Origin of the sequence: Paenibacillus sp. cl130 (assembly GCF_900116035.1) — a bacterium.
In the GTDB taxonomy this organism is placed as follows: Bacteria; Bacillota; Bacilli; order Paenibacillales; family Paenibacillaceae; genus Paenibacillus; species Paenibacillus polymyxa_B.
The window spans coordinates 279,344-304,624 of record NZ_FOYG01000002.1; the positions used below are offsets into that span (position 1 = coordinate 279,344).

General features: G+C 44.4%; 21 protein-coding genes. 6 read left to right on the top strand and 15 right to left on the bottom strand.

What is annotated here, in order from left to right; genetic code table 11:
* The first annotated feature begins 118 nt into the window (after positions 1-118).
* The 3 genes from BM358_RS07715 (at position 119) to BM358_RS07725 (ending at position 2,691) form a co-directional block, all read left to right on the top strand.
* Positions 119-1,120, top strand: a complete 1,002-nt coding sequence (locus BM358_RS07715) for an ABC transporter substrate-binding protein (RefSeq protein WP_023989262.1) — start codon at positions 119-121, stop codon at positions 1,118-1,120.
* Between the two features lie 250 nt (positions 1,121-1,370).
* The gene (locus BM358_RS07720; RefSeq protein WP_028540591.1) at positions 1,371-2,363 is read left to right on the top strand and encodes a DUF1385 domain-containing protein; all 993 of its coding nucleotides are present in this window, start codon (positions 1,371-1,373) and stop codon (positions 2,361-2,363) included.
* A gap of 7 nt (positions 2,364-2,370) precedes the next feature.
* Positions 2,371-2,691, top strand: a complete 321-nt coding sequence (locus BM358_RS07725) for a hypothetical protein (protein WP_023989265.1) — start codon at positions 2,371-2,373, stop codon at positions 2,689-2,691.
* 117 nt (positions 2,692-2,808) lie between these two features.
* Here the strand turns inward: BM358_RS07725 and BM358_RS07730 are convergent, their stop codons facing one another.
* The 3 genes from BM358_RS07730 to mntR all read right to left on the bottom strand — a co-directional run bounded on the left by BM358_RS07730 (position 2,809) and on the right by mntR (position 6,198).
* A complete protein-coding gene (locus BM358_RS07730) occupies positions 2,809-3,798 on the bottom strand; it encodes a patatin-like phospholipase family protein (protein WP_023989266.1) in 990 nt (329 codons plus the stop codon).
* Positions 3,799-3,893: 95 nt separating this feature from the next.
* The gene (locus BM358_RS07735) at positions 3,894-5,636 is read right to left on the bottom strand and encodes a family 10 glycosylhydrolase (protein ID WP_028540590.1); all 1,743 of its coding nucleotides are present in this window, start codon (positions 5,634-5,636) and stop codon (positions 3,894-3,896) included.
* A 136-nt stretch (positions 5,637-5,772) separates the two neighbouring features.
* Positions 5,773-6,198: a transcriptional regulator MntR gene (mntR, locus tag BM358_RS07740; RefSeq protein WP_007430946.1), complete on the bottom strand. Its 426-nt coding sequence runs from the start codon at positions 6,196-6,198 to the stop codon at positions 5,773-5,775.
* Between the two features lie 252 nt (positions 6,199-6,450).
* Between mntR and splB the strand changes: the two genes are divergently transcribed.
* Positions 6,451-7,515: a spore photoproduct lyase gene (splB, locus tag BM358_RS07745; protein ID WP_028540589.1), complete on the top strand. Its 1,065-nt coding sequence runs from the start codon at positions 6,451-6,453 to the stop codon at positions 7,513-7,515.
* On the opposite strand, the gene BM358_RS07750 is transcribed toward splB, so the two are convergent.
* The 8 genes from BM358_RS07750 to adhE all read right to left on the bottom strand — a co-directional run bounded on the left by BM358_RS07750 (position 7,508) and on the right by adhE (position 20,313).
* Positions 7,508-8,224, bottom strand: coding sequence for a cytochrome c biogenesis CcdA family protein (locus BM358_RS07750; RefSeq protein WP_028540588.1), 717 nt, complete (start codon positions 8,222-8,224; stop codon positions 7,508-7,510). The genes splB and BM358_RS07750 overlap by 8 nt on opposite strands.
* A 166-nt stretch (positions 8,225-8,390) precedes the next feature.
* Positions 8,391-10,409: a methionine--tRNA ligase gene (gene metG / locus BM358_RS07755; RefSeq protein ID WP_023989270.1), complete on the bottom strand. Its 2,019-nt coding sequence runs from the start codon at positions 10,407-10,409 to the stop codon at positions 8,391-8,393.
* A gap of 412 nt (positions 10,410-10,821) precedes the next feature.
* Positions 10,822-11,112: a membrane protein insertion efficiency factor YidD gene (yidD, locus tag BM358_RS07760; protein WP_023989271.1), complete on the bottom strand. Its 291-nt coding sequence runs from the start codon at positions 11,110-11,112 to the stop codon at positions 10,822-10,824.
* A 1-nt stretch (position 11,113) separates the two neighbouring features.
* Positions 11,114-11,605: a Fur family transcriptional regulator gene (locus BM358_RS07765; protein WP_013310843.1), complete on the bottom strand. Its 492-nt coding sequence runs from the start codon at positions 11,603-11,605 to the stop codon at positions 11,114-11,116.
* A 253-nt stretch (positions 11,606-11,858) separates the two neighbouring features.
* Positions 11,859-14,081 carry a copper amine oxidase N-terminal domain-containing protein gene (locus BM358_RS07770; protein ID WP_028540587.1) on the bottom strand — a complete coding sequence of 741 codons (2,223 nt, stop codon included), beginning with the start codon at positions 14,079-14,081 and terminating at the stop codon, positions 11,859-11,861.
* 219 nt (positions 14,082-14,300) lie between these two features.
* Positions 14,301-15,059, bottom strand: a complete 759-nt coding sequence (gene pflA, locus BM358_RS07775) for a pyruvate formate-lyase-activating protein (protein WP_013310845.1) — start codon at positions 15,057-15,059, stop codon at positions 14,301-14,303.
* Between the two features lie 51 nt (positions 15,060-15,110).
* Positions 15,111-17,372: a formate C-acetyltransferase gene (gene pflB / locus BM358_RS07780; protein ID WP_025722256.1), complete on the bottom strand. Its 2,262-nt coding sequence runs from the start codon at positions 17,370-17,372 to the stop codon at positions 15,111-15,113.
* 328 nt (positions 17,373-17,700) lie between these two features.
* The gene (gene adhE / locus BM358_RS07785; protein ID WP_023989274.1) at positions 17,701-20,313 is read right to left on the bottom strand and encodes a bifunctional acetaldehyde-CoA/alcohol dehydrogenase; all 2,613 of its coding nucleotides are present in this window, start codon (positions 20,311-20,313) and stop codon (positions 17,701-17,703) included.
* A 258-nt stretch (positions 20,314-20,571) separates the two neighbouring features.
* On the opposite strand from adhE, the gene BM358_RS07795 reads away from it, so the two are divergent.
* Positions 20,572-21,288: a Crp/Fnr family transcriptional regulator gene (locus BM358_RS07795; protein ID WP_013310849.1), complete on the top strand. Its 717-nt coding sequence runs from the start codon at positions 20,572-20,574 to the stop codon at positions 21,286-21,288.
* 139 nt (positions 21,289-21,427) lie between these two features.
* Here BM358_RS07795 and BM358_RS07800 read toward each other — a convergent pair whose 3' ends face one another.
* Complete coding sequence (locus BM358_RS07800; RefSeq protein WP_028540586.1) at positions 21,428-22,195, bottom strand: DODA-type extradiol aromatic ring-opening family dioxygenase; 768 nt, start codon at positions 22,193-22,195, stop codon at positions 21,428-21,430.
* A 317-nt stretch (positions 22,196-22,512) separates the two neighbouring features.
* On the opposite strand from BM358_RS07800, the gene BM358_RS07805 reads away from it, so the two are divergent.
* Positions 22,513-22,812 (top strand): hypothetical protein, encoded by a 300-nt coding sequence (locus tag BM358_RS07805; protein WP_226887755.1) that lies wholly within the window; start codon positions 22,513-22,515, stop codon positions 22,810-22,812.
* A gap of 125 nt (positions 22,813-22,937) precedes the next feature.
* Here BM358_RS07805 and BM358_RS07810 read toward each other — a convergent pair whose 3' ends face one another.
* The 3 genes from BM358_RS07810 to BM358_RS07820 form a co-directional block, all read right to left on the bottom strand.
* A complete protein-coding gene (locus BM358_RS07810; RefSeq protein ID WP_013371810.1) occupies positions 22,938-23,282 on the bottom strand; it encodes a winged helix-turn-helix transcriptional regulator in 345 nt (114 codons plus the stop codon).
* Between the two features lie 246 nt (positions 23,283-23,528).
* Complete coding sequence (locus tag BM358_RS07815; protein WP_023989276.1) at positions 23,529-24,260, bottom strand: ThuA domain-containing protein; 732 nt, start codon at positions 24,258-24,260, stop codon at positions 23,529-23,531.
* Between the two features lie 20 nt (positions 24,261-24,280).
* Complete coding sequence (locus BM358_RS07820) at positions 24,281-25,249, bottom strand: sugar phosphate isomerase/epimerase family protein (RefSeq protein ID WP_013310854.1); 969 nt, start codon at positions 25,247-25,249, stop codon at positions 24,281-24,283.
* Positions 25,250-25,281: the final 32 nt, after the last annotated feature.

The window sequence follows — 25,281 nt, forward strand, 5'->3', positions numbered from 1 at the left end:
ATTGAGGGTACGGACCCGTTTTTTACATTGACAAAATTTCAATCCTCTATCATAATATAATGATGAAAATGATAATCATTATCATTTCCTAAAAACATATATACGGGAGAACGCTTCTATGAAAAAGGGATTAATCGGGATTTTATTGTTAATGGTTTTTACGCTCACTCTGGCAGGTTGCGGAGCAGCCGACAAAGCATCGGATAAAGATCAGACAGCCACGTCGGGTAGCAAACCGACTGACACAGCGACTGGTCCTGTGACGGTAAAGCATAATCGTGGTGAGGTCACGCTCAACAAGCCCGCACAGCGTGTCGTAGTGCTGGAATGGACATTTACAGAGGATTTGATTGCGCTGGGCGTTCAGCCGGTTGGTAATGCAGACAATGCCAACTACAAGGTGTACGTGACACCGGAGGCGGCTCTCGATAGTAGCGTGGTCGATGTCGGCACGCGTAACGAGCCGAATCTGGAAGCGATTGCTGCATTGAAGCCGGATCTGATCATTTCAAATGTTGATGGAAATGAGGCTATCTATGAGCAACTCAAGGCCATCGCTCCAACGATCGAATATAATCTGAACGATGGTAACGGCTACGATCATGATAAAATGGTAGAAATTTTTAATAGCATCGCAGGTGCTCTTGGAAAAGAAGACAAAGCTAAGCAGGTGCTTGCCGAACTGGATCAGCATTATGCTGAAGCCAAAGAAAAGCTCACCGCTGCTGGCAAGTCGGATTATCATTATATACTGACACAGGCTTTCACTTCGCAAAATGCGGCCAGCCTTCGTATGTTTTCAGATAACTCAGTCGTCGTGGCAACACTGGCGAAGATCGGCATGATTAACGATTGGAAACCGAGCAAAGTTGAACAGTATGGCTTTTCAACCGTAGGCATTGAAGCTCTGTCTGCCGTTCAGGACAGCAACTTTATCTATATTGTTCAGCCGGACGATAATGTTTTCGGCGCACCCATGAAAAATAATTCGGTCTGGAATGGTCTAAATTTCGTTAAAGAAAAACGTACCTATTCACTGAGCGGTACGACATGGACATTTGGCGGCCCCCTCTCTTCAAAAGGGCTGGTTGACCAGGTTGTCGGGGCAATTACGCAATAAGTTGTCTCCAAATATTCATTCGGTTTTATAATGAGTAGCATTTATGTGAGCAGTCTGAGCTCCATAAATGCTTTTTTTATAAGCCTGTGGCATGAGCTTTCTCCACGATAAGAATTTCTACCTTCTCCTTTAAAAGCAGAATCTTAGCTTGGAGTGGCCTAATTACTACACTCAGTTTCATCTAACTAGATATTCCCTTCCAAATTCGATACAATATACAAAAAAGCATGTATTAAGAGAGGTGAGACGGTTGTCACAAGCATCCAAGCCTGTGAGCTACGGCGGTCAGGCAGTCATTGAAGGTGTCATGTTCGGCGGCAAGCGTGTCAATGTCACGGCAGTTCGCCGCAAAACTGGCGAAATCACATATTTGGAAGTACCACGCAAGGAGCAATCCTGGGTATCCAAATTCCGCAGAATTCCTTTATTGCGGGGGATTGTAAGCATCATCGACTCCAGCGCCAAGGGTACCAAGCATTTAAACTATTCAGCCGATGCGTATGCTGATGATGAAGTAGATCCGGAAGAACGCGCTGAGCAAAAGAAAAAAGAAGAATCTCGCTGGAGTCTGAGTATGATGATCGGTGTGGCGGCAGTCGGTATTTTGTCATTCCTGTTTGGCAAAATTGTATTGACTCTCGTTCCGGTTATTGTAGAGGATTTCCTATTCGGTAGCTTGTTTCACAGCCAAATTTTGCATAACCTCGCAGAAGGAGCTATTAAGCTGATTCTGCTACTGGCTTATTTGTGGGGTATTTCCCAAACTCCGTTAATTAAGCGACTGTTTCAATATCACGGCGCAGAGCATAAAGTAATTACAGCATTCGAAGCAGGGGAAGAACTAACCCCGGCCAATGTACAAAAATACAGCCGTCTGCATTACCGCTGCGGTAGTAGCTTTATTATGCTGACCGTGATCATCGGAGTACTTGTCTATTCCCTATTTACCTACGATAATCTGTGGGAGCGCATGGGGCAACGGCTTCTACTGCTTCCGATCGTACTGGGGCTTTCTTTTGAATTTCTCAAGCTGACCAATGCTCTTCGTGAAATTCCGGTACTTCGTTATTTAGGTTACCCCGGTCTGTGGCTGCAACTACTTACCACCAAAGAACCGACTGATGATCAAGTGGAGGTATCCATTGCCTCATTTAAGCGTATGCTTGAATTGGATGCTGAGTTGGAAAACGTACCTGTAAAGGAGACCTTCAACAGTCCGGTCCTTGATCCTGTGAAAGGATGAGTGAATAATGAACAGACATGCCGTTATTTTCTGGCTTACCCTTGCTTTGGGTGCATATGGGATTGTGGATATGCTATGGAGAGGAAGCTGGGGCTTTCTCATGAGTTTACTAATTCCCGTCCTTGTTTTTGCAGTTATATTTCTGCTATACAAATACCTGCCAGGGCAACGCAATCGTACTCCCAAAATCAAACCCTCTGTGCGCACCATGGCCAAAACAGCCAACGCACGTAAGCAGCAGACTACAGGCAAGCGCAAAGCGTATCCTTTTCATGTGATTGAAGGTTCCAAGGGCAAAAATGAAGAAGAACAACCTAAATATCATTAATGATAATCATCCTTTAAAATGTAGCACAAAGGAGCCATCACCCGCGTATTCAAATATGACCGGGAAGAGGCTCCTTTTTTACACCCTTTTAAATTAACTTTAACTGCGAGTTAGTGTTTATTTCATAGCGTACATGGTATCCTTCATCAATTGGTACTTGCTATACTGCTGCTGGTAAGAAGTGATGCTCCATTTGTGGAAAAAAGCATCCCCTGCCTGCACACCGGAAGCATACAACAAATCACTTTGCTCTGTAGAAATGTTAAATTGTGCAGTGCGGATACCCAATGTTGGAATTTTAATCGTCCGATACCGATTCTCCTGCTCAATATATCGTTCATCGTGTGCTGATAGCATGGTATCAAAAATAGCCTGCAGCATGGTCAATGGACCCCGTATATAAGAAACTTTGGTCTCCGTCCCCGTTTTGCCCACCATTTGAAACCCTACCGTTGGAATCGTTTTGGCCTCACGTTCATTTACAGGCTCATCAAAAAGCCACAACGGCAAATTGCTTAGTAAAGCCCCATCAACTACAAATACAAATTGCTGAGAAAAAGTCTTTCCCTTGGCAAGTGCAGAATCAAGCCTTAACATAACAGGATCAAAAAAATAAGGGATACTTGTGCTCATCCGAATGGCTTTAGCTACCTCCAGTGAAGAGGGATTGATACCAAAACGTTTGATATCCTCAGGAAGCACCAGAATGCGTCCATTCGTGATATCTGATGCAATAATGCGCAGTTTGCCAGGAGGTAAATCCGCGAACGTACGCACTCCCTTAGCTCGTAACAGCTCACGTACCCAGTGCTCCAGTGCCTCCCCTGAGTAGAGCCCTTTTTTAAGAAAGATACGAGCTGCTGGTCCAACCCACTTAATATTGAACACTGGAGAACGTCGTAACAACTTGACCAAGGGGGTTTTCTCAATTACGGCTTTCATTTCATCCGCAGAGTATCCCGCAGCCAATAAAGCAGCTACAATAGCACCTGATGATGTTCCTGCCAAACGATTGAATACAATTCCATGCTCCTCCGCAGCCTTAACTGCACCCGCCAGCGAAATTCCCTTAACCCCTCCACCCTGGAACACAGCATTGATCAGCATAGATCAAAAAACCTCCGTTCTCTTGGGAGTAAGCAGTTCTACTGCTTATGTATGAGAACGGAGGCCCAAATAGAACCTATATGATCCAATTTATATCACATTTGATAATAATTTTGAAGAAGCTGAATGAGTCCGTATGGATTTTTACGCAGATGCTGTGCACTAAAGTAAATATCCCCTTTGACCTGTTTATAATCTTCGTTCAGTTCAAGCTGCTTAACTAGCTCTTGAGCCGTTTGCCAGCCCTTTTCAGGGGTGCCGATCTTATAAGGAGAATGACCGATATACAGCTTAACATCTGAGTTTTTGACCTCATTGGACCACCATGCGACAAGCTTGTCATATCCCGCCGCTGGGAAACCGATACTCCAGTAAATTTGTGGAGCTACATAATCAATCCATTCTTTGTTAATCCAGGTTCTTACATCCGCAAACGTCGTATCATACGCTGTAACGCCTGCCTTCGTGTCTGAACCCGTTAAGTCCTGAGATTTGTTACGCCATACCCCAAAAGGACTAATTCCGAATTGAACTTTAGACTTGCTGGCATGAATGCTTTTGCCCAAATCGCGAACAAAACTGTTCACATTATCTCTCCGCCAGTCGCCCTTGTTAGAGATTTTGTTGGCATTATATGCTTTAAAGGTCGCATCATCATCAAAAGTCCCGCTGTAAGGATAAAAATAATCGTCCAAATGGATGCCGTCAATATCATATCCGCTCACGACCTCCATAATCGCCGCAATGACATGCTGACGTGCAGCCGGAATTCCTGGATTGATGTACAATTGGCTACCATTCTTAACAATCCAGTCCGGATGTTGATTAGCCACATGGTTTGCAGCCAAACCGCTGGTTGTTCCTGTAGAATTCGCACGGAACGGATTAAACCAGGCATGGAATTCCATCCCTCGCTTATGCGATTCGCTAATCATAAATTTCAAGGGATCGTAGCCTGGATTTTTACCTTGGGTGTTGGTCAAATACTTGCTCCATGGTACAAGACTCGATGGATAGAGCGCATCACCGCTGGCACGAACCTGAACAAATACCGCATTGATGCCCATCCCCTGCAAATCATCGAGCATTTTAGTAAACTCCTGCTTTTGCTTCTCTGAGCTGCTTCGGGCAGCGGAAGAAGGCCAATCTCCGTTAATGGTAGAAATCCATGCTCCACGCATGGAAGTTGAAGCCTTTACCTGAACAACATTTGCCTGTGAAGAACTTGAACCGTCCTCACTAGTAGACGTTGACGGTGAAGTGACAACCGCCTGCTCATCATCGATGGCTCCCTGATCTGTACTTACACTCTCCTGATTGCCAGATGCAGGCGTATCTGATATAGAGCCGCTGCTTCCTGCAGAAGTGTTCCCGCCAGTAGAGACACCTTCCTTACCACTGCTTAACGTAATAACTCGCTCTGAAGCTTGCCAATCCACTTTTAATCCCAACTCTTCCCCAACAAAACGCAGAGGCACCATGACTCTCCCGCTTGTCATACGGGCAGATGCATCCAGTCGAACTGACTTGCCATTCACCGTAGCGCTTTGTGCACCGTTCTCCATAGATATATTTTTGTTCTGTGCTGTAATCGTTACCGTACCGGACGATTCCGACCAGTTGACCTGAGCGCCCAATCCCTCACTAATCACTCGCAAAGGAACCATCGTAACATTGGCTCCCTGTACAATATACGGTGACGCGTCACTTTGCAGGGACTGTCCGTCCAATATAATTTCAATATTACCAGTTGGAGCTGCTTGAACTCCAGGAACGATGGCAGTCTGCACTGCTAAGAGTAGGCCAGCAGCCAATGCCACTATTTTCTTTCGATTCATATTATTACAATCCTCCGCTAACCCTGTTAATTTTAACCCCTATATTGTCCTGCTATATAATGGATAGACGCTAATAACCGGATATTTGTTGCGGTCGGGACAAATAAAAAAGCATCGTCCGTAAGGACAGATGCTTTTAGGAATCTCCACTCAATTCCTTGTGTATGTCATGAAGCTGGCGCAAGCGATCTTCATCCCGACGAAAATACTCAACCAATGTTTCGATACGGGTGATGGAATCCCAGCTCAAATGATGCTCAATACCTTCCACATCTTTATATATCAGGTCCTTGTCAACCCCAATCATATCCAGAAATTGCTCTAATAACTGATGGCGATCAACCAACCGTTTGCCGACCTTTTTCCCTTTCGGTGTCAAAATCAGTCCCCGATATTTCTCATATACAAGATAATCGTCCTTATCCAACTTCTGAATCATTTTGGTGACGGACGAAGGATGCACCTCTAACCCCTCTGCGATATCCGAGACACGAGCATAACCCTTCTCATCAATCAGTTGGTAAATGCGTTCCAAATAATCTTCCATGCTTGGCGTTGGCACTTGTTTCCCTCTTTTCTGTTATTGAACGGGCGCTTACCGCCTTCATTTCCTGCGTTAAACCTACTATGTAATGATACATGTTATCATTGCCCATTGGCAAGTCTCATCCCTTCACTCACAGCTATTGCCACGATTTGTTCAATTTAAGCGGGGCACACTAATATCGTCGTCCCTGTATCGTTTATTTCTGCGGCAATATGTTAAAGTTGGACACCAGAGCACTGTGGATTTATTTCGAAAGGAGCGTTAGTCATGTCTACGCTTGAGCGTACTCCTGTCCAAACCAGAGGAACCAAGCCATTTTTGCCTGATCTGGTGTTTTTTGAGCCAGACGCACTGAATTATCCTAAGGGCCAGCGTATTATGGATTGGGTTAAAGCCAAGGATATTCCGTATCGGATGACTACCTCTCACAACCGAATTACCAATTTACCAGGTGAAACTGAAGTTGAAAAGTACCGAATGGCAAAAAAAACTTTGGTTGTCGGTATCCGTAAAACGTTAACTTTTGACCAATCCAAGCCCTCTGCCGAATACGCCATCCCCATTTCGACTGGTTGTATGGGGCACTGTCACTACTGTTATTTACAAACAACCTTGGGAGCAAAGCCGTATATTCGTGTATATGTCAACACTGACGATATCTTATCAGCAGCTAAAGCTTATATCGAGGAGCGTGCGCCTGAAATTACCCGTTTTGAAGCAGCTTGCACCTCCGATCCAGTTGGTTTGGAGCATATCACCGGAACGCTTGGAGACTTGATTCGTTTCATGGCAGATGAAGAATTTGGTCGTCTGCGTTTTGTTACTAAATATCATCATGTTGATCCATTACTGGATATTAAACATAATGGTCATACTCGCATCCGCTTTAGCATTAATTCCGATTATGTTATTAAACAGTTTGAACCTGCAACTTCACGCTTCGAGGAACGTATTGAAGCCGCTGGCAAAATCGCACGAGCCGGTTATCCACTGGGGTTCATCATCGCACCCATCATCTGGTATGACGGCTGGGAAGAAGGTTACGGCGAGTTGCTGCGAAAATTGGGAGAAACCTTGCCACAGCATGCTACAAAAGATTTGACGTTCGAATTAATTCAGCATCGCTTCACCAAAACATCCAAAGCTGTCATCGAGAAACGTTATCCGAAAACCAAACTGGAGATGGACATAGAGAAACGCAAGAAAAAATGGGGCCGCTGGGGACAAAACAAATATGTTTATCCCGATGATCAGCAAAATGCACTGCGAGAGTTTATCACAGAGCGCATTTTTGAACATTTCCCTTTAAGTCGTATTGAATATTTCACATAACTAGCATCCAATCTGGGGTAATCTGTTGTAAAAATAACGTTACATCGGTCATATGATCCGTTACCAGTAAAATGCCAGTGATAACAAGTAGTATGCCACCTGTTTTGATGAGGATCGAGATATAGCGAGAGGATAGTCGAACAGAGCCTACCAGCAAAGCTAATACAAAAAATGGAATCGCAAAGCCAAGCGCATAGCCTGTAATTAGTTTGAACCAAATGTGATGCTCTACTGCCGCCAAAGCGATAATAGCTGTTAGCATGGGACCGATACAGGGCGACCAACCTGCCGCAAATCCTATTCCGATTACAAAGGAACCGGCATACCCGGCAGGCTTCCATGTCCAGCGAAGCTTATGCTCCCTCATTAGAATCAAAGGACGCACCACACCAAGAGATACCAGCCCCATTAGTAAAATAAGTGATCCCGCTACCATTCTTAGCGTGTCCCCATAATTGGCAAACCATTCTCCAAGCAACCCGACACTTGCACCCAGTGAATAGAAAACGACCGAAAAGCCCAATACAAAAGCAAGCGTATGTCCCATCGTACGATAACGAACCTCAGCCTTGTGCCGTCCTTCAGCCAGTTCACGCGCAGACATCCCTGTCATATACGATAAATAAGATGGATACAGCGGTAAACAACACGGTGAAAAAAAAGAAACCAGTCCGGCTATGATCGCCAACCCAGCGTTGATATTTGTCATCATCATTTCCTCCCACCTGTCTTAAGTGAACACAAGCAAACAAGCCCTGCCTACTAAAACATACGTATAACGGGAGCAAAATATGATGCAAGCCAAAAAGCGCATGCCCAGGAAGAATAATTCCTGGACATACGCTCATTACGCTCTTTTATTTTTACATAGCGTTCTACTTTACAACCGCACCATTCGGCATACCTTCCGGTACGGTGGCCAGCGTAAGCTGATCTCCATGTGATGCTGCCAAAATCATACCTTGCGACAGCTCTCCCCGAAGTTTTACTGGCTTCAGATTGGTCACACAGATCACCTTGCGCCCAATGATATCTTCAGGTGTATAAAACTTCGCAATCCCTGATACTACTTGCCGCTGCTCATAACCAAGGTCAAGCTGGAGCTTCAATAGTTTATCGGCCTTCTTCACAGGCTCGCAGGCGACGACCTGAGCAACGCGCAGTTCCACCTTGGCAAAATCCTCAATGCCAATCTCTTCCTTTGCCTCCGGTGCTTCCTGACTCGTCTCAGATGCATTCTGCGGTTGAGCTTGTGTCGTAGCTTCCTCCGGCTTCTTACCTCCAGTCATCGCTTCCACGATAAAAGCAACCTCTTGCTCTGAATCCAGACGCGGGAAGATCGGATTACCTTTGACCAGCTGCGTTCCTTCCGGAATACGACCGAACTGTTTGCCGCTATCCCATGTAGTCAACTCACCTTGGCTAATACCGAGCTGCTCCCAAATTTTATGAGGAGCACGGGTTAAGAATGGCTGGAGTAAGATAGAAGCGATGCGCAAGCTTTCTACCAAATGCAACATAACAGATGACAATTCGCGACGTTTTGCCTCATCCTTAGCCAAATTCCATGGTTGCGTCTCGTCAATATACTTGTTGCTACGGCTAATAAATTGGCTAATCGCCGTTAATGCCACGGAAAACTCCATGTTTTCCATGGCTTCTTCTACTTTACTATAAGTCGATGTTGCCATGTCTTCCAAAGCTCCGTCGAATGCTGTTACATTCGCTTCATAAGCTGGAACCTTACCATCAAAATATTTATCTACCATCGCCACGGTACGATTCAACAAGTTGCCCAGATCATTTGCCAAATCCGAATTAACTCGATCTACAAAACTTTCTGGTGTAAATGTTCCGTCTGCCCCAAAAGGCACCTCGCGCAGTAAGTAGTATCGTAGTTGGTCCAGACCATAACGGTCAATCAACGTCACTGGGTCTACAACATTGCCTTTAGATTTCGACATTTTACCGTCTTTCATGAGCAGCCAACCATGTGCAAATACTTTTTTAGGCAACGGAAGATCCAGCGCCATCAGCATAATCGGCCAATATATCGTGTGGAACCGTACAATCTCTTTACCTACGATATGCACATTTGCAGGCCAGAATTTATCATACAGCTCGGTATTGGAAGAGCCATAACCCAAGGCTGTGATGTAGTTGGAAAGTGCATCAATCCACACATACACGACATGCTTCGGATCCCCCTTCACCTTAATGCCCCAATCGAAGGTAGTACGGGATACAGCCAAATCCTCCAGACCCGGCTTGATGAAGTTATTGATCATCTCTTTTTTACGTGATTCCGGCTGGATAAACTGCGGATTCTCTTCATAAAATTGCAGCAACCGATCAGCATACTTGCTCATACGGAAAAAGTAACACTCTTCCTTGACCAGTTCTACAGGGTGTCCACTATCCGGGCTTTTTCCTCCAGCCACATTGCCTTCGGCGTCCTTCACCACGTCAACCAGCTGAGTTTCTGTGTAGTACGTCTCGTCAGGGATGCTGTACCAGCCTTCGTATTCTCCCTTGTAAATATCGCCTTGCTTCAGCAAACGATCAAAAATTTCTTGTACAACAGCCTTATGACGTTCCTCCGTAGTACGGATAAAATCGTCATTGGAAATGTCGAGCTTCCGCCACAGTTCTTGAATACCTGCCACAATATCATCTACGAAACGTTGCGGCGTTTTGCCTGCTGCACTTGCTTTCTGCTCAATCTTCTGACCATGCTCATCCGTTCCTGTCAAATAGCGCACTTCATAACCGCGTAGCCGCTTGTAACGGGCCATTGCATCTCCCGCAACCGTCGTGTAAGCATGACCTATATGTAGCTTGTCGCTCGGATAATAGATCGGTGTCGTAATGTAAAATGTGTTCTCATTGGACATGTGTGTTGCCTCCTGTTTTGTTCACGGCAGCTATAAGACCTGCTGACATGATGGTACTCCAATTCATGTATTTGGCACAAATTGGGCACAAAAAAGACCCCCGCCCCTATGGGACGAGAGTCACCTCACGCGTTACCACCCAATTTTCCTGTATCCTCGCAGACTACAGGCTTCACCGGTCACATCTGACCGCCCATTAACGCTGGAACACGCCTCCCCCTTACGATTGCCTCCCAAGCACTAATAATTGTGGCAAATACGCTCGAAAAAGGTTCCTCCAGGACCATATTCAGGCTTCGCTCCAGACCGGTTTGCAGCTAACCCCGGCTCTCTGTACTGGGCGGTTTACCCTACTCATCCCTTCGCAGGAAAACAATATTAACCAAAATATAACCAAATCCGCATAGCGCTGTCAAGTCAGACCCTTTTCAGAGTGGGTAGCCAAACGATCTTCGCTAGACCTATCTGTTCCCTTTTTTGCAGGAGGGACCAAATCTACGCCGCCCGGATGAAAGGGATGGCACTTGGCTATACGCTTAGCAGCAAGCCATGAACCTTTGAGCGCACCATGCATCTCTACCGCCTCCAACGCGTACGCCGAACACGTTGGATAGAATCGGCAGGTAGCCGGCTTTAACGGTGAAATATAGGAACGATAAAACTTAATCGGAGCCTGTACCACTCTGCGTGTGGTGATTTTCATTTCAGTAGCCCCCGTGGCTGTGAGTGTGACTGCTCGTCTGTCTGAATCCCCCATCCGAATTACTGTCAGTATGCCCATTCTTCTGTTGACAATCTTTGCAATAACCAAAAATTTCAAACTTGTGCTCGACGATTTGGAATTGATCCGTTGTATCCGTCATTTGCATTGGGCAAAAAGAAATCGGTAATGTTTTCTGACAGCTCAAGCAAATCATATGGTGATGGTGATGATGCTCATTACAGCTCACCTTGAACTTCATTCCATCCTCAAAAGATACCTGTTCCAGTACACCCAATTCCTGCATTACACGCAGATTACGATAAACCGTATCAAAACTAAGTCCACTGTACTTCTTACCCATATATTCATAAACGTCTTTGGGGGACAGATACCCTTCATTCTCGGAAAATAACGTGGCCAACGTCTTGCGCTGATCTGTAATACGCAGCCCCTGAGCGGACATTGTTGCAATAATTTCATCCTTTGTCAGCATGCGTTTCACCCTCCCCTGTCTGTAGTTTCAGGTTTTCTGATGCAGGCTTAGGCTTGCATCTATTTATTATACCACGATTAAAGTCAATATTATAAGAGATATTCGTATCTATACATAAGAAAAAGACGCTCTCCGGCGCTACGATTAAATTCGCAGCAGGAGAACGCCTATATTCTGCAAGTGACATCGACTTTTAAACGGTGAATGACGAGACCCAAGGTCTAAGCCGGTAAACAGCACCGGTTAATTCATATTAATTTTTAATAGCTGGTAAAGGCATAACTACTACGGAAACTGGCAAGTTACTTCCTGCAGCAGCAGTGAAATACATCTCTACACTTTCCTCGATATGCCCTGTGCGATACAGCACACTCATCTCATTTGGAGCCCATACCGCGCCGTTCGTCGGGATACCCACAACCTGATTGTTTACCATCGCATAGCCGGAATATTCGCCTCCACGCGGGTTGAACGTAATCAGTGAATACGGCGCTACATGATCCAATTTAACTTTATATACAACACCAAAATTACCGGCATTGGAAGCAGAAGAGCCGTCCAGACCGTCCGTACCAATCAGGTTCGGGTCTACCTTATTATCACCAAGAACGATACGTTGAGCTGTTTTACCAACCTCTTCGGTATAATTGAGCGAGATATCAGCATTAGCATACGTTCCACGGTTGTGAATACCGTCCTTAGGCAGTTTTGCCAGAGTAGGCATCACGGTCAACGGATCTACATTTGCATCTAACACAATAACCGTGTATTGAATAGGTTGATCCGTATATAAATCGGATAACAGAGAAATGACCTGTTTTTGCTTGATTTTTTGTGCATTCAAATCCTCTAAAATAATGCGATTTTCGCCAGGATTTAGAACTGTGCTAGAACGCTTGCTTCCATCCTGCATGGATTGAAAATATCGTTGAATCGAGACTTTACCCGCAGCCGTGGCAAATTCAGATGGTCCAGCAAAACCGGAATTTTCGACATTTATATTGGCAGGAGTGATATTGTTGTTGGTCGCAATCACGTACATCTTCACATCTCTACCCGTTTCATTGACATGATGGACGAGTATGCGCGTGCTGCCTGATCCGGTTTCTTGATACACGATACCATCCTGGAACACACGTTCTGGGCTGTTAGCACGGATCAAAAGACGCGGTGAAGAAGTACTTGTCACTGGAATAGTAGCCATGGTAGGCACCTGACTGCCGTCTACTGTATATTTATCACCATATGGTGTGAAGATTTTATTGAAATCATCTTCGTTGTACAGCAATTCATTCGTAATTTTAATTGTTTCACTTTTGGTACCTGTTGCGCCGTGCTTATCAGTCACGGTGAGTGTGATTGTTACATCACCTGGTTGGAAAAAGGCAAGTTTCTTATTCTCCCAATCACGCTTAGTGATAGCATTCTCATCATCTGTACTCAGGTCGGTAATGGTGATTTTCTCGCCCATCTTGTACTCTTTTTTATCAGTTGTAAACAGAGCCACTGGCGGCTGATTTGGTGGTCTTACTGTAATTGTAACTGAGTAAGGATCACTCCAGTTCCCAGCAGAGTCAAGAACAGAATAGGTAACTACATATGTACCCGGCTCCTGAAATACGTCCTGCTTACCTTCCCAACGTTGGTTCACAATCGGAAGACCTGTAGGAGAAGATTCCTTCGTCAAATACGTAACTTGGGTTTCGCCCGCATAGATATCTTTTTGCTGAACCGTGAAGGAAGCTTTAGGTTTCTGATTCAAATCCATGATAACTTGTTTAGTCGTATTATTCACAGTATAAGGAATATTTAAGGCCTGTGTAATCGAGGTCAATGGCACCATAAATACGTTCTTTTGCTGAAAAGCCGGTCCCTTCATTTGTCTGGCTTCACCGTTAACCGTATAAACCTTGCTGTCTGTTTTGAAGCGCATGACATTTGTTCCTTGTGTGATTACGGTTTCTTTGGTGGCAGTGTCATAACTAAACTGCAATCCGACACGGCTGACAAGAGAACGGATAGCTACATAGGAAACTCCGTCCTTAACAGTCATCGGCTGAGTTGCTGTGTACACCTGTCCGTTTTGTTCCATTTTCGCGCTGTTTAAGTACAAAATCAATTGATTAGCACCCATGGATGTTGGAGCTCCACCAGGATTGGTGATCGTTCCGTCTCCACCGTATACATCATTGGAAACGTTCGATCCGTTGGTTGTATCCGTAGGCAGGCCAGTCAATGGATCATTGGATACGCCTGTGTTATTAGGTGTAACCGTGTCATTTTGTGTGCTAGTTCCATCTTGATCTCCGATGCTATTCTGAACGCCTGAATCAGCAACATTGGCCTGAGCCTGCTGTGCGCTAACCGAATCGGTGGATTGAACGGTTGTTGATGCTGCTTCTGCTCCTACAGGGGCTACTGCGGCCACCTGAGCCACCGCAAGGGCGGTGAGCATGGTCCATTTCTTGAAATTCATTGTCTGTCTCCTTCTATCACCAAATTATTATCATTCCCGTAAAAAGTCATACTATTAGACGCGTCAGTTGTTAAAAAGTTTCTGGAAATTTTGCTGATCATGAAAAAAAGGGAACTTTCTCCTGTGACTGCAAAAAATTCAACAACAAAAAACCGCCGCCCATCTGACCTGATGTGGCGGCGGCTTCATTACTAGGAAATAGCTTTTGAACCATTTACATTATGATGGACGACAGACAGCATTCTTTCCTGCAGTCTCCAGACGACCCTCTTCAATGAGTCGGTAAGCACGTTGAACTTCTTCATCTGTAGGAGATGGAACTCCCTCCAACGGATACTCCTTACCGAGCATTTCCCACTTGTAAACACCCATTTGATGGTAAGGTAAAATTTCGAATTTCTCGACTCCGTTCAACGTTCCGATAAACCGTCCCAAATTCAATAAATCTTGCTCGTCATCATGAATGCCCGGTACAAATACGTGTCTAATCCACATTTTGCGCCCTTGCTCAGACAACCAGCGAGCCGTACTTAACATACGGTCGTTAGACTTGCCTGTAAGCTTAATATGCTTGTCATTGTCAATATGCTTAATATCCAGTAGCACCAAGTCTGTTACGTCCAGCAGTTCATGGATACGGCCCGCGTCATTAAAGCCGTTACTGTCCAGTGTCGTGTGCAAATTCCACCGACGTTTCACTTCTTTGAACAGCTCTGCGACAAAATGAGCTTGCAGCGTCGGTTCTCCACCGGATACGGTCAATCCGCCTCCTGAAGAACGGTAATAGGCTAAATACGGCTCAATCTCAGCCAATACCTCCTCCAACGTCATCGGATTACCTTCATTCAAGGCCCAAGTGTCCGGGTTATGGCAATATTGACATTTCAACAAGCATCCTTGCATAAAGAGCACGAAGCGGATGCCGGGACCATCGACGGTCCCGAAGGTTTCCAATGAGTGTATGTGACCTTTCAACATGTTGCATCATCCTTCCCGCATCCGCTATGCGTGCGTCATTGTAATACTTATTTACATTGTACCGTGGAAAGTACGGTTAATAACATCCAATTGTTGTTCACGAGTCAGCTTGATAAAGTTAACGGCATAGCCGGAAACACGAATCGTCAGCTGTGGATAGTTTTCTGGGTGTTCCATTGCATCCAACAGTTGTTCGCGAGCAAACACATTGACATTCAGATGATGTGCGTGGCTTCCAAAGTAGCCATCCATCATCGAAACAAGGTTTGTTTTGCGTGTTTCTTCTTCTTTACCCAGTGCTTTAGGCACGATGGAGAAGGTGTTCGAGATACCATCTAGACTGTGTTCATAAGGCAATTTAGCCACGGAACTCAGAGATGCCAAAGCACCTTTTTTATCACGGCCGTGCATTGGGTTTGCCCCTGGTGCAAACGGTTCGCCTGCTTTACGTCCATCCGGTGTTGTACCTGTTTTCTTACCGTACACTACGTTGGAAGTAATAGTCAGTACAGATTGAGTAGGAACCGCATTACGATAAGCTTTATGCTTGCGAATCATGCTCATGAAGCTTTCTACCAGTTCCACAGCGATGTTATCTACACGGTCATCGTTGTTACCGTAGCAAGGGTATTCGCCTTCGATTTCAAAGTCAACAGCAATCCCTTTTTCGTTACGGATTGGTTTAACTTTTGCAAATTTAATGGCACTCAAGGAGTCGGTAGCAACTGACAGACCCGCAATACCACAAGCCATGGTGCGGAGAATATCACGATCATGCAACGCCATTTCAATGCGTTCGTAGCTATATTTATCATGCATGTAGTGAATAACATTCAAAGTGTTCATGTACAGTTTTGCCAACCATTCCATCATAGGTTTGAAGCGGCTCAACACTTCTTCATATTCCAGAACTTCGCCTGTAATGGCTGGGAATTCAGGCCCTACTTGGACGCCAGATTTTTCATCTTTACCACCGTTAATTGCATACAGCAGAGCTTTAGCCAAGTTGGCACGAGCACCAAAGAATTGCATTTGTTTACCGATTTTCATTGCCGATACACAACAAGCAATACCATAATCGTCTCCATAAATCGGACGCATCAGATCGTCATTCTCGTACTGAATGGAGCTAGTTTCAATAGAAACTTTCGCACAATATTTTTTGAAGCCTTCAGGCAATTTTTCCGACCACAGTACAGTCAGATTCGGCTCCGGTGCAGGTCCCAGATTGTAGAGGGTGTGCAGGAAACGGAAGCTGTTTTTAGTTACCCGAGTTTCTCCAGTTACGGACATACCACCAATGGACTCAGTAACCCAAGTTGGATCTCCACTGAACAGTTCATTATAGTCAGGTGTGCGCAAGAACTTAACAATACGCAATTTCATAACAAAATGATCGACCAGTTCTTGAGCTTGTTCTTCTGTCATTGTACCCTCTTCCATATCACGTTGAGAGTAAATATCAAGGAAGGAAGATACACGTCCTAAGGACATTGCTGCACCATTTTGTTCTTTGATTGCTGCAAGATATCCAAAATATACCCATTGGAAAGCTTCTTTCGCATTGTTAGCAGGTTTTGAGATATCAAAACCGTGTTCAGCAGCCATTTGTTTCAGTTCATTCAAAGCACGAATTTGTTCGGAAATTTCCTCACGCAGACGAATTACATCTTCTTCCATGGAATCAACTTCAAGGCTTTTCAGTTGCAGTTTTTTATCTTGGATCAAGAAGTCTGCACCATACAAAGCTACACGACGATAGTCACCGATAATACGACCACGACCGTATGCATCTGGCAGACCAGTAATGATACCAGCTTTACGAGCTGCTCTCATTTCATCTGTATAAGCGTCAAATACACCTTGGTTGTGAGTTTTACGAATATGAGTGAAGATATCAATGATACTTTCTGGTACTTCAAAACCATAGGCTTTGCAAGCGTCGATCATCATCCGAATTCCACCAAACGGCTGCAAAGAGCGTTTGAATGGAGCATCTGTTTGTACACCGACAATTTGCTCTTTATCCCGGTCCAGATAACCCGGCTTATGTGAAATAATAGTGGATGGCGTATTCACGTCTACATCAAGCACGCCGCCGTTTGCCAGCTCTTTTTTGGTAAGATCGGATACAATATCCCACAGTGCAGTTGTGTTGGCGGTAGGACCAACCAAAAATTCTTCATTGCCAACATAAGGTAAGATATTGGTTTCAATAAAATCGTTGACGTTGACTTCTTTAGTCCATTTGCCTTTTTTAAAACCTCTCCAGCCAGATTGTTGCTCTTGTAATTCTCTCTCAATCACCGACATGTAAATCCCTCCAAATTGTTTGGTCTTCCGGACTTGTGATTTTTTTCACGATAAAGCTATTTCTTGAGCCCGGCCTGTTCACCGATGCCTTACGCTCAGTGTCGGGACCTTTCTTACACCCTTATTGTAGAATAATGATAGAGTGTAGTATGTGATAAAAATCACAACATGAGTGATTTTTATCACTTTATTTTCCCTAGCTTCGCGCCTATATCCTTAGCCTTGCCGTTCACCTCCCTTCCCAAACCAACAGGCCCTCTATATAGAGAGCCTGCATCGGTATTGAACGAGAAAATGCTTTTTCACAAGCCTCTTCGTACCTATTATATTATTGGTCAAAACGTCCGTAGAAGGCATTGCGATAGACATCAGCCAACTCCGTAACCAGTGGCAACTTCGGATTCGCAGTTGTACATTGATCTTCAAATGCGCGGTCAGCCAGATAGTCTACACGTGATTCGAAATCCTTCGCATCGAAACCGATTTGTTGGAACGATTCCTCGATACCGAGTGTTTTGTTCATCTTACGGATTGCTTCGATCAAGCTGTTAACCCCTTCTTCGGTGGTGCGTGCAGGCAGTCCCAGTATGCGCGCGATTTCTGCATAACGCTCATCCGCAACAAAGTGCGAATATTTAGGGAACGAAGCAAATTTTGTCGGTTTTTTCGCATTATAGCGAATAACGTGCGGCAGCAAAATGGCATTCGTGCGGCCATGCGCTGTATGGTATTGTCCACCCCATTTATGTGCAAGACTGTGGTTAATACCCAAGAATGCATTAGCAAACGCCATACCAGCAAGTGTGGAAGCATTATGCATTTTTTCACGAGCCAGCTTATCACCGATCAGAGCCGATTGTTCTAGGTATTGGAATACCAATTGAATGGCTTTAATTGCCAGACCATCTGTGTAATCATTAGCCATTACGGACACGTAAGCCTCGATAGCATGTGTCAGAACGTCCATACCTGTGTCCGCTACAGCTGTTTTAGGCAGCGAATATACAAACACTGGGTCAATAATTGCCACATCAGGAGTCAACTCATAGTCAGCCAGCGGGTACTTCGTGTTACCCAGGTTTTTGTCCGTAATTACTGCAAACGATGTAACTTCGGAACCTGTACCCGAGGTTGTAGGGATAGCTACAAATTGTGCTTTTTGGCCCAGACGTGGGTACTTGTAAATCCGTTTACGGATATCCATGAATTTTTGTTTTAAGTTATTGAAATCAGTATCTGGATATTCATAGAACATCCACATGCCTTTAGCCGCATCCATTGGCGAACCGCCGCCCAGTGCGATGATGCAATCCGGTTGGAAACGTCTCATCATTTCTGTACCACGTTCTACCGTAACTGTCGATGGATCTGGCTCTACTTCAGAGAACACTTCGATAGCTACCGGTGTTTGGCGTTGATGCAGATAATGAATAACACGATCCACATATCCCAGTTTTACCATCATAGGGTCCGTGATAATGGCTACACGTGTGATATCAGGCATTTTAGCAAGATACTGTGTCGAATTTTTTTCAAAATAGATTTTGGAAGGTACTTTGAACCATTGCATATTCACCGTCCGTTTCGCCACCCTTTTCACATTAATCAAATTGACTGCCGATACGTTCGACGAAGTCGAGTTACGACCGTACGAACCGCAACCGAGTGTCAACGAAGGAAGATTGGTGTTGTAAATGTCGCCAATCGCACCATGTGTGGAAGGTGCATTTACAATGATACGTCCTGTTTGCAGACGGTTTGCGAAGCGGGCGATAACGTCCTCATCGTTCGAATGAATAGCGGACGAGTGGCCCATGCCCCCGAATTCCACGACTTCAGCAGCGCGTTGAATACCTTGTTCCGCATTTTTTACTTTATAGCAAGCCAATACAGGACTCAATTTCTCCGCAGACAATGGGAATTTTGTTCCTACCCCTTCAATCTCAGCGACCAAAATTTTAGTTCCTGCTGGTACTGTGATACCACTCATTTCAGCAATTTTCACAGCAGACTGCCCGACGATTGCTGGGTTCACTGCACATTTCTCGACATTCATAGCTCCTTGAGTGAGCTTAGCTGCTTCTTCTTTATTTACAAAATAGCAGCCGTTAGCGATCATCAATTTTTTCACTTGTTCGAAGATTGGCTCTTCGATAATAACCGCTTGCTCGGAAGCACAAATCATACCGTTGTCAAAAGATTTAGAGAGGATAAGATCGTTCACGGCCTGCTTGATGTCTGCTGTTTTTTCAATAAAGCAAGGCACGTTACCTGGGCCTACACCCAGAGCAGGTTTACCGCAGCTATATGCCGCCTTAACCATGCCTGATCCACCAGTTGCCAGAATCAGAGCCACATCCGGGTGATTCATGAGTGAATTTGTCTTATCCATCGATGGAGCTTCAATCCATTGAATACAATCAGCTGGAGCACCATGTTTGACGGCTGCTTCGAGCAAGACGCGGGCTGCTTCCGCACTACACGATTGAGCAGATGGATGGAAACCGAAAATGATTGGGTTACGTGTTTTAATGGCAATCAACGCTTTGAACATCGTAGTCGAAGTCGGGTTTGTCACTGGAGTGATCCCCATGATAATGCCGACTGGCTCTGCTATCTTTTGAAAACTGTCAAAATCATTGTCTTCAATGACACCGACGGTTTTTTCATTTTTGATACTATGATAGACATATTCTGTTGCAAACATGTTTTTGGTGATTTTGTCCTCGTACACACCGCGTCCTGTTTCTTCAACAGCCAACTTCGCCAGGTACATGTGTTTATCCATCCCTGCGAGTGCCATAGCTTGTACGATTTCGTCAATCTGTTCCTGATTCATACTCATGAAAGCTTGCTGTGCCCGGTTCCCCCGGTCAATCAGCGTTTGAATATACTGCTCTGCGCTTTGCTCTTTTTGGATAACCTCGTTTTTAACAGCCATTTCCCTCATCCTCCTGTTATCTCGTGTACTATCTCTTGTTCACGCACTGATCGTAACACAGCTTTTCAAGATATATTGTGATTTTTTTCACAATCTATTTAAAATTTTATTTTATGAAGTGAATTAAATCACAAAGTTTGGAATTCTGCCACTTTTACCCCCTCTTCTTGCCCCAAAAACGCATTGCGCAGGTATATAATGAATTTGAATTGATCAAGTTGCAGATAAAAAACATAGGATACAAAGGGGAAATGGACGATGAGAAACCCTACAAATGTAATGGAAGCCCGCGGCAACACCTGTTGCTTCTCGGAGGCCAGCTTCAACCGGTTGCAAGTGATGATGAAAGATCGAGTTATGCCAGAAAGCTCGCATCTGTTCTGGGAAGGAGATACAGCGGATAAGCTGTTTTATATTAAGCGCGGACGCGTGAAAGTAACCAAAACAACGGATGAGGGTAAGGAACTTATTCTATATATGTATCAAAGCGGCGATCTTGTTGGTCAAGCCGATCCATTTTTCGGTACTAAGCATTCCTTTTCTGCTGAGGTTCTGGAAGACAGTGATATTGGCGTAATCGATCATACAGATCTGGAGCTACTTATTTGCCAGCATTGTGATTTTGCGATTGACTTTATGAAATGGATGGGTTCGCATCATCGCATTACTCAGACTAAGTTCCGCGATTTGATGATGTACGGCAAGCCTGGCGCTTTATGTTCAACACTCATCCGTCTATGCAATACCTATGGTGAGCCTCACGGCGAACATATCCTGATTCATAAAAAAATTACTCATACTGACTTATCAAATATGATCGGTGCGACTCGGGAAAGCGTAAACCGGATGCTTAGTGATCTACGTAAGAAAAATGCAGTTGAATATGATAATGGCATGATTGTTGTCAAGGATTTGGAAATGCTGCAAGGCGTATGTCATTGTGAATTGTGCCCTCGTGAGATTTGCCGCATATAATAAATCGTTTTTTACGTAAAAGGGAGTGTTATAAGCCATTATAGCTTATAACACTCCCTAATTTATTTCCACTCCTCTACTTATACAGAAGCAGTTGCGAAGCATTTTAACAATAGTCCTTCTTCTGGCAACACACTTTTTAAAACTGTAAGCATAGATAACTTAAATTCCCCATCTCATAGCTTCTATGGATGACCTTGGCTTTGTTTGCAGGATTGCCACTCCCCATTGCAATAAACAACGGTACAAAGTGCTCTGCTCTTGGTACGGCCTGGCGAGCATACGGTGCTTCGCTTTCATAGTGATCCAAAGCCTCTATATCTCTACTTTGCACTTTTTCAATAATCCAATCATCAAAATCTATAGCCCAAGGTTCTGTTTTCGTTTCCCCCCATTTGACGATACGCAGATTATGAACAGTCACTCCACTGCCAATGACCAGAATATCTTGTTCTCCCAGTCCACGCAGCACTTCACCAATGGCATATTGTGCTTTGGGCGAAAGATATGGATTTACTGAGATCTGAACTACCGGAATGTCTGCCTCAGGATACATACGATGCAACAATGTCCAGGATCCATGATCCAGTCCCCTCACCCGGTCAGTTTGTACGTCAATGCCCTTTTGTTCATATAATTTTTCCAGCTTATTGGCCAGTTCCACAGAACCATGTGCTGGATATTTCACCATGTACAGTTCCGGTGGGAAACCGCCAAAATCATAAATGGTATCGTACACGTCATCCATCGAACTGATCGTCAACGTTTGCGCTTCCCAATGAGCAGTAAAGATAACAACCGCTTTAGGGCGAATGCTTTTCCCTAGTTGCTCTAAAAATGAAGTATAGTCCGTCTGTTCAATAGCAAGCACCGGTGAGCCGTGGGCCAAAAATAAAGATGGCATCATATAAAGATCCCCTTATCAGTAATAGTTTATTTTATTCATTAAGTAACTTTATGTAAGCAATAATACATAAGTAACAAAGTAATGTCAACACAGATTTCAACATACACTTAAAGATCAGAGATTCCATAAATAAAGATTGATATAGGTATAAGGTCATAGTAATATGTAACTAATAAATTTAAAATTTCACTATATCTCGATACAAAGGACTGGTTTCTATGGAGATACATACTTCTAATTGCCCAAAATGCGGTTCCGTTTTTCGTCAAAACCTTAGAAACCTGTGTAGTTCTTGTATTCAGGAAGAAAATATATTCTTGGACCGCTGTTCTAACTATCTATGGAAGCATCCTTCTACTCATACTCGTCAGCTCAGTGACGTAACCGGCACACCTATAGAATTGCTCACAGATTGGGTAAGAGCAGGCAAGTTTCCCTCCACATACAGTCAGCTTGATTATCCTTGTGAATCCTGCCGTTCCCCCATTTATGCAGGAAGACTTTGCCATTCCTGCTTGGGTACATTCCGTTCGGCCGCGCTGGATATTCAAACCCGTGTGCCCCGCCGTGCAACAGCAGGATTATTCTCAGTTGCAGGGCGCGTCAAAGGCTATTAAGCCGTCCTGCCTATGCAGATCATTTCTGTAAAATGGATAAGTAGTCCTATACACAAAATAAAAAAACAGCCTTTTTCCTAGGAAAAGGCTGTTTTGCTATGAGAAACGCTTATTTAGTTTGGTGCTCATCTAATCCATTCCTCAGCCCAAAATTGAATCTGTTCCATAACCGGCTGAAGCGCACGGCCTTTGGTTGTTAGCTCGTATTCAATGCGGACAGGAGTTTCCGGATATACATGACGTGTAAGTATTCCTTCATTTTCCAAATCTTTCATCCGCTCTGATAACATTTTGTCACTCATTGTGGGAATCAGATTGGAAATATCCTTAAACCGCTTAGGACCGCTCATCATGGATTGAATAATTAATCCATTCCAACGCTTACCCAAACATGAAAAGGCGGTTTCAAAACGCGGACACATTTTTGTAAATTGCGGTTGACTCTCCAAATTTTTCACCTTCTTTTGCATTTCGGTTTGATAAAGCTTTCCTTTTGTTAGTATATATCATTTTAGCATACTTTATCCCGAAAGAAAACACTTTCTTCTTAAATTAAATACCTGCGCTGATAAAGTTGCCATGACCAAAACTGATTATACAACAAACCAACACAGCAGGTATATGTCTAAATCGTTAAATACAAAAAGGCGGAATCCCTAGAGGTTCCGCCTATCAATCTGTTCATTATACAGCTCATCAAAATGTGATGATTGTTATTATACCAACACTCCACCGAGAGGTCTTACAGGTTCGCTTCTTCCATATATTGGTTTGTTAATATTTGTCGGAGAAGTCCAACGAATGCTGTTGGCGATAACTTTCAAAATATCAGGCTGGTAATAAGTCGGATAGGTCTCATGACCTGGGCGGAAATAGAATATCTTACCGCTACCTCGGCGGAAAGTACATCCGGTTCTAAATACTTCGCCGCCTTCAAAGTTACTAACAAATACCAATTCATCCGGCGCTGGAATATCAAAGAACTCGCCATACATCTCTTCCTGCTTCAACAAAATTTTGGCGTCTATGCCTTCTGCAATAGGATGTGACGGATTCACCGACCAAATAATCTCCTGTTCACCTGCCACCCTCCATTTCAGATCACAGCTAGTGCCCATTAGGGCTTTGAATGGCTTTGAAAAATGGCCCGAGTGTAGCACGATCAAGCCCATTCCTCCCTGCACTCGCTTTACAACACGCGCCGTAACTTCATCGCTCACCTGATCGTGGGCTTTATGCCCCCACCACAGCAGCACATCTGTGGAATTCAGGATCTCTTCTCCCAAACCATGCTCGGCATCATCACGAAGAGTAGCTGTTCGAATGGCAAATCCCTCTCCTGCCAGGCCGTCAGCCAACGCTTTGTGTATCCCGTCAGGATATATCTGTTTGGCTTCATCATTCAACTTTTCGTTCAAAAATTCATTCCAAATGGTGACGTTAATCATCAACATTTCCCCCTATTAGGTTAGACCCACCACATCTCGCTCAGCGGTTCTTCAATTAATACCTGGCGAAGATTGTGGACAGCCTTAGTAAAGCCTTCCTCCACGGACATCAGACCATCTTCATGCTCAATACTCACTACATAATCGTATCCCACCAGACGCAGAGCACTGATAATATCTGCCCAGGTTTTTACATCATGTCCATAACCCACAGTACGGAACTGCCAAGCGCGATCTAGCATTTTCGTATATTCCTGCATATCGGTAAGTCCATATTTATTTACATTGACCGGATCAATCGTCGTATCCTTGGCATGAAAATGGTGAATGGCTCCCTCTCGGCCCAAAATTTGAACCGCCTGCACTGGGTCAATTCCCTGCCACCACATGTGGCTCGGATCCAGATTAGCACCAATGACCTCTCCCGCAGCTTCACGCAAACGAAGCAAGGTCGCTGGTGTATGAACGGAGAAGCCTCCGTGTAGCTCCAGCCCAATTTTAACATGATGATCTGCTGCAAATTTTCCCGTCTCAGTCCAGTAAGGAATAATTTTATTCTCCCATTGCCACTTCAACACTTCCTGAAAATCATTAGGCCACGGAGCCACAGGCCAATTTGGATATTTCGCATCCTCATGATCACCCGGACAGCCAGAGAAAGTGTTCACAACTGGAACTTCCAGCTTTTCTGCCAATCGAACGGTTTTAAGAAACGTTTCATGATCAGCTTGGGCTAAATGCTTTTGCGGATGAAGAGGATTGCCGTGACAGCTAAGCGCACTAATCGTTAGTCCACGGGACTCTACTGCCTTTTTAAAATTTTTGAGCGCTGTATCATTCTCCAGCAACTCATCCGGCTTACAATGCTTATCTCCTGGGTTGCCGCCTGTACCGATTTCTACAGCATCTAATCCTTGAGAAGCCACATAATCCAGCGCCTCCTCCAGCGAACGTCCGCCGAACAACACCATAAATACTCCAAGTTTCAAAAGAAATCCCTCCCTGTATCATATGTGAAAAA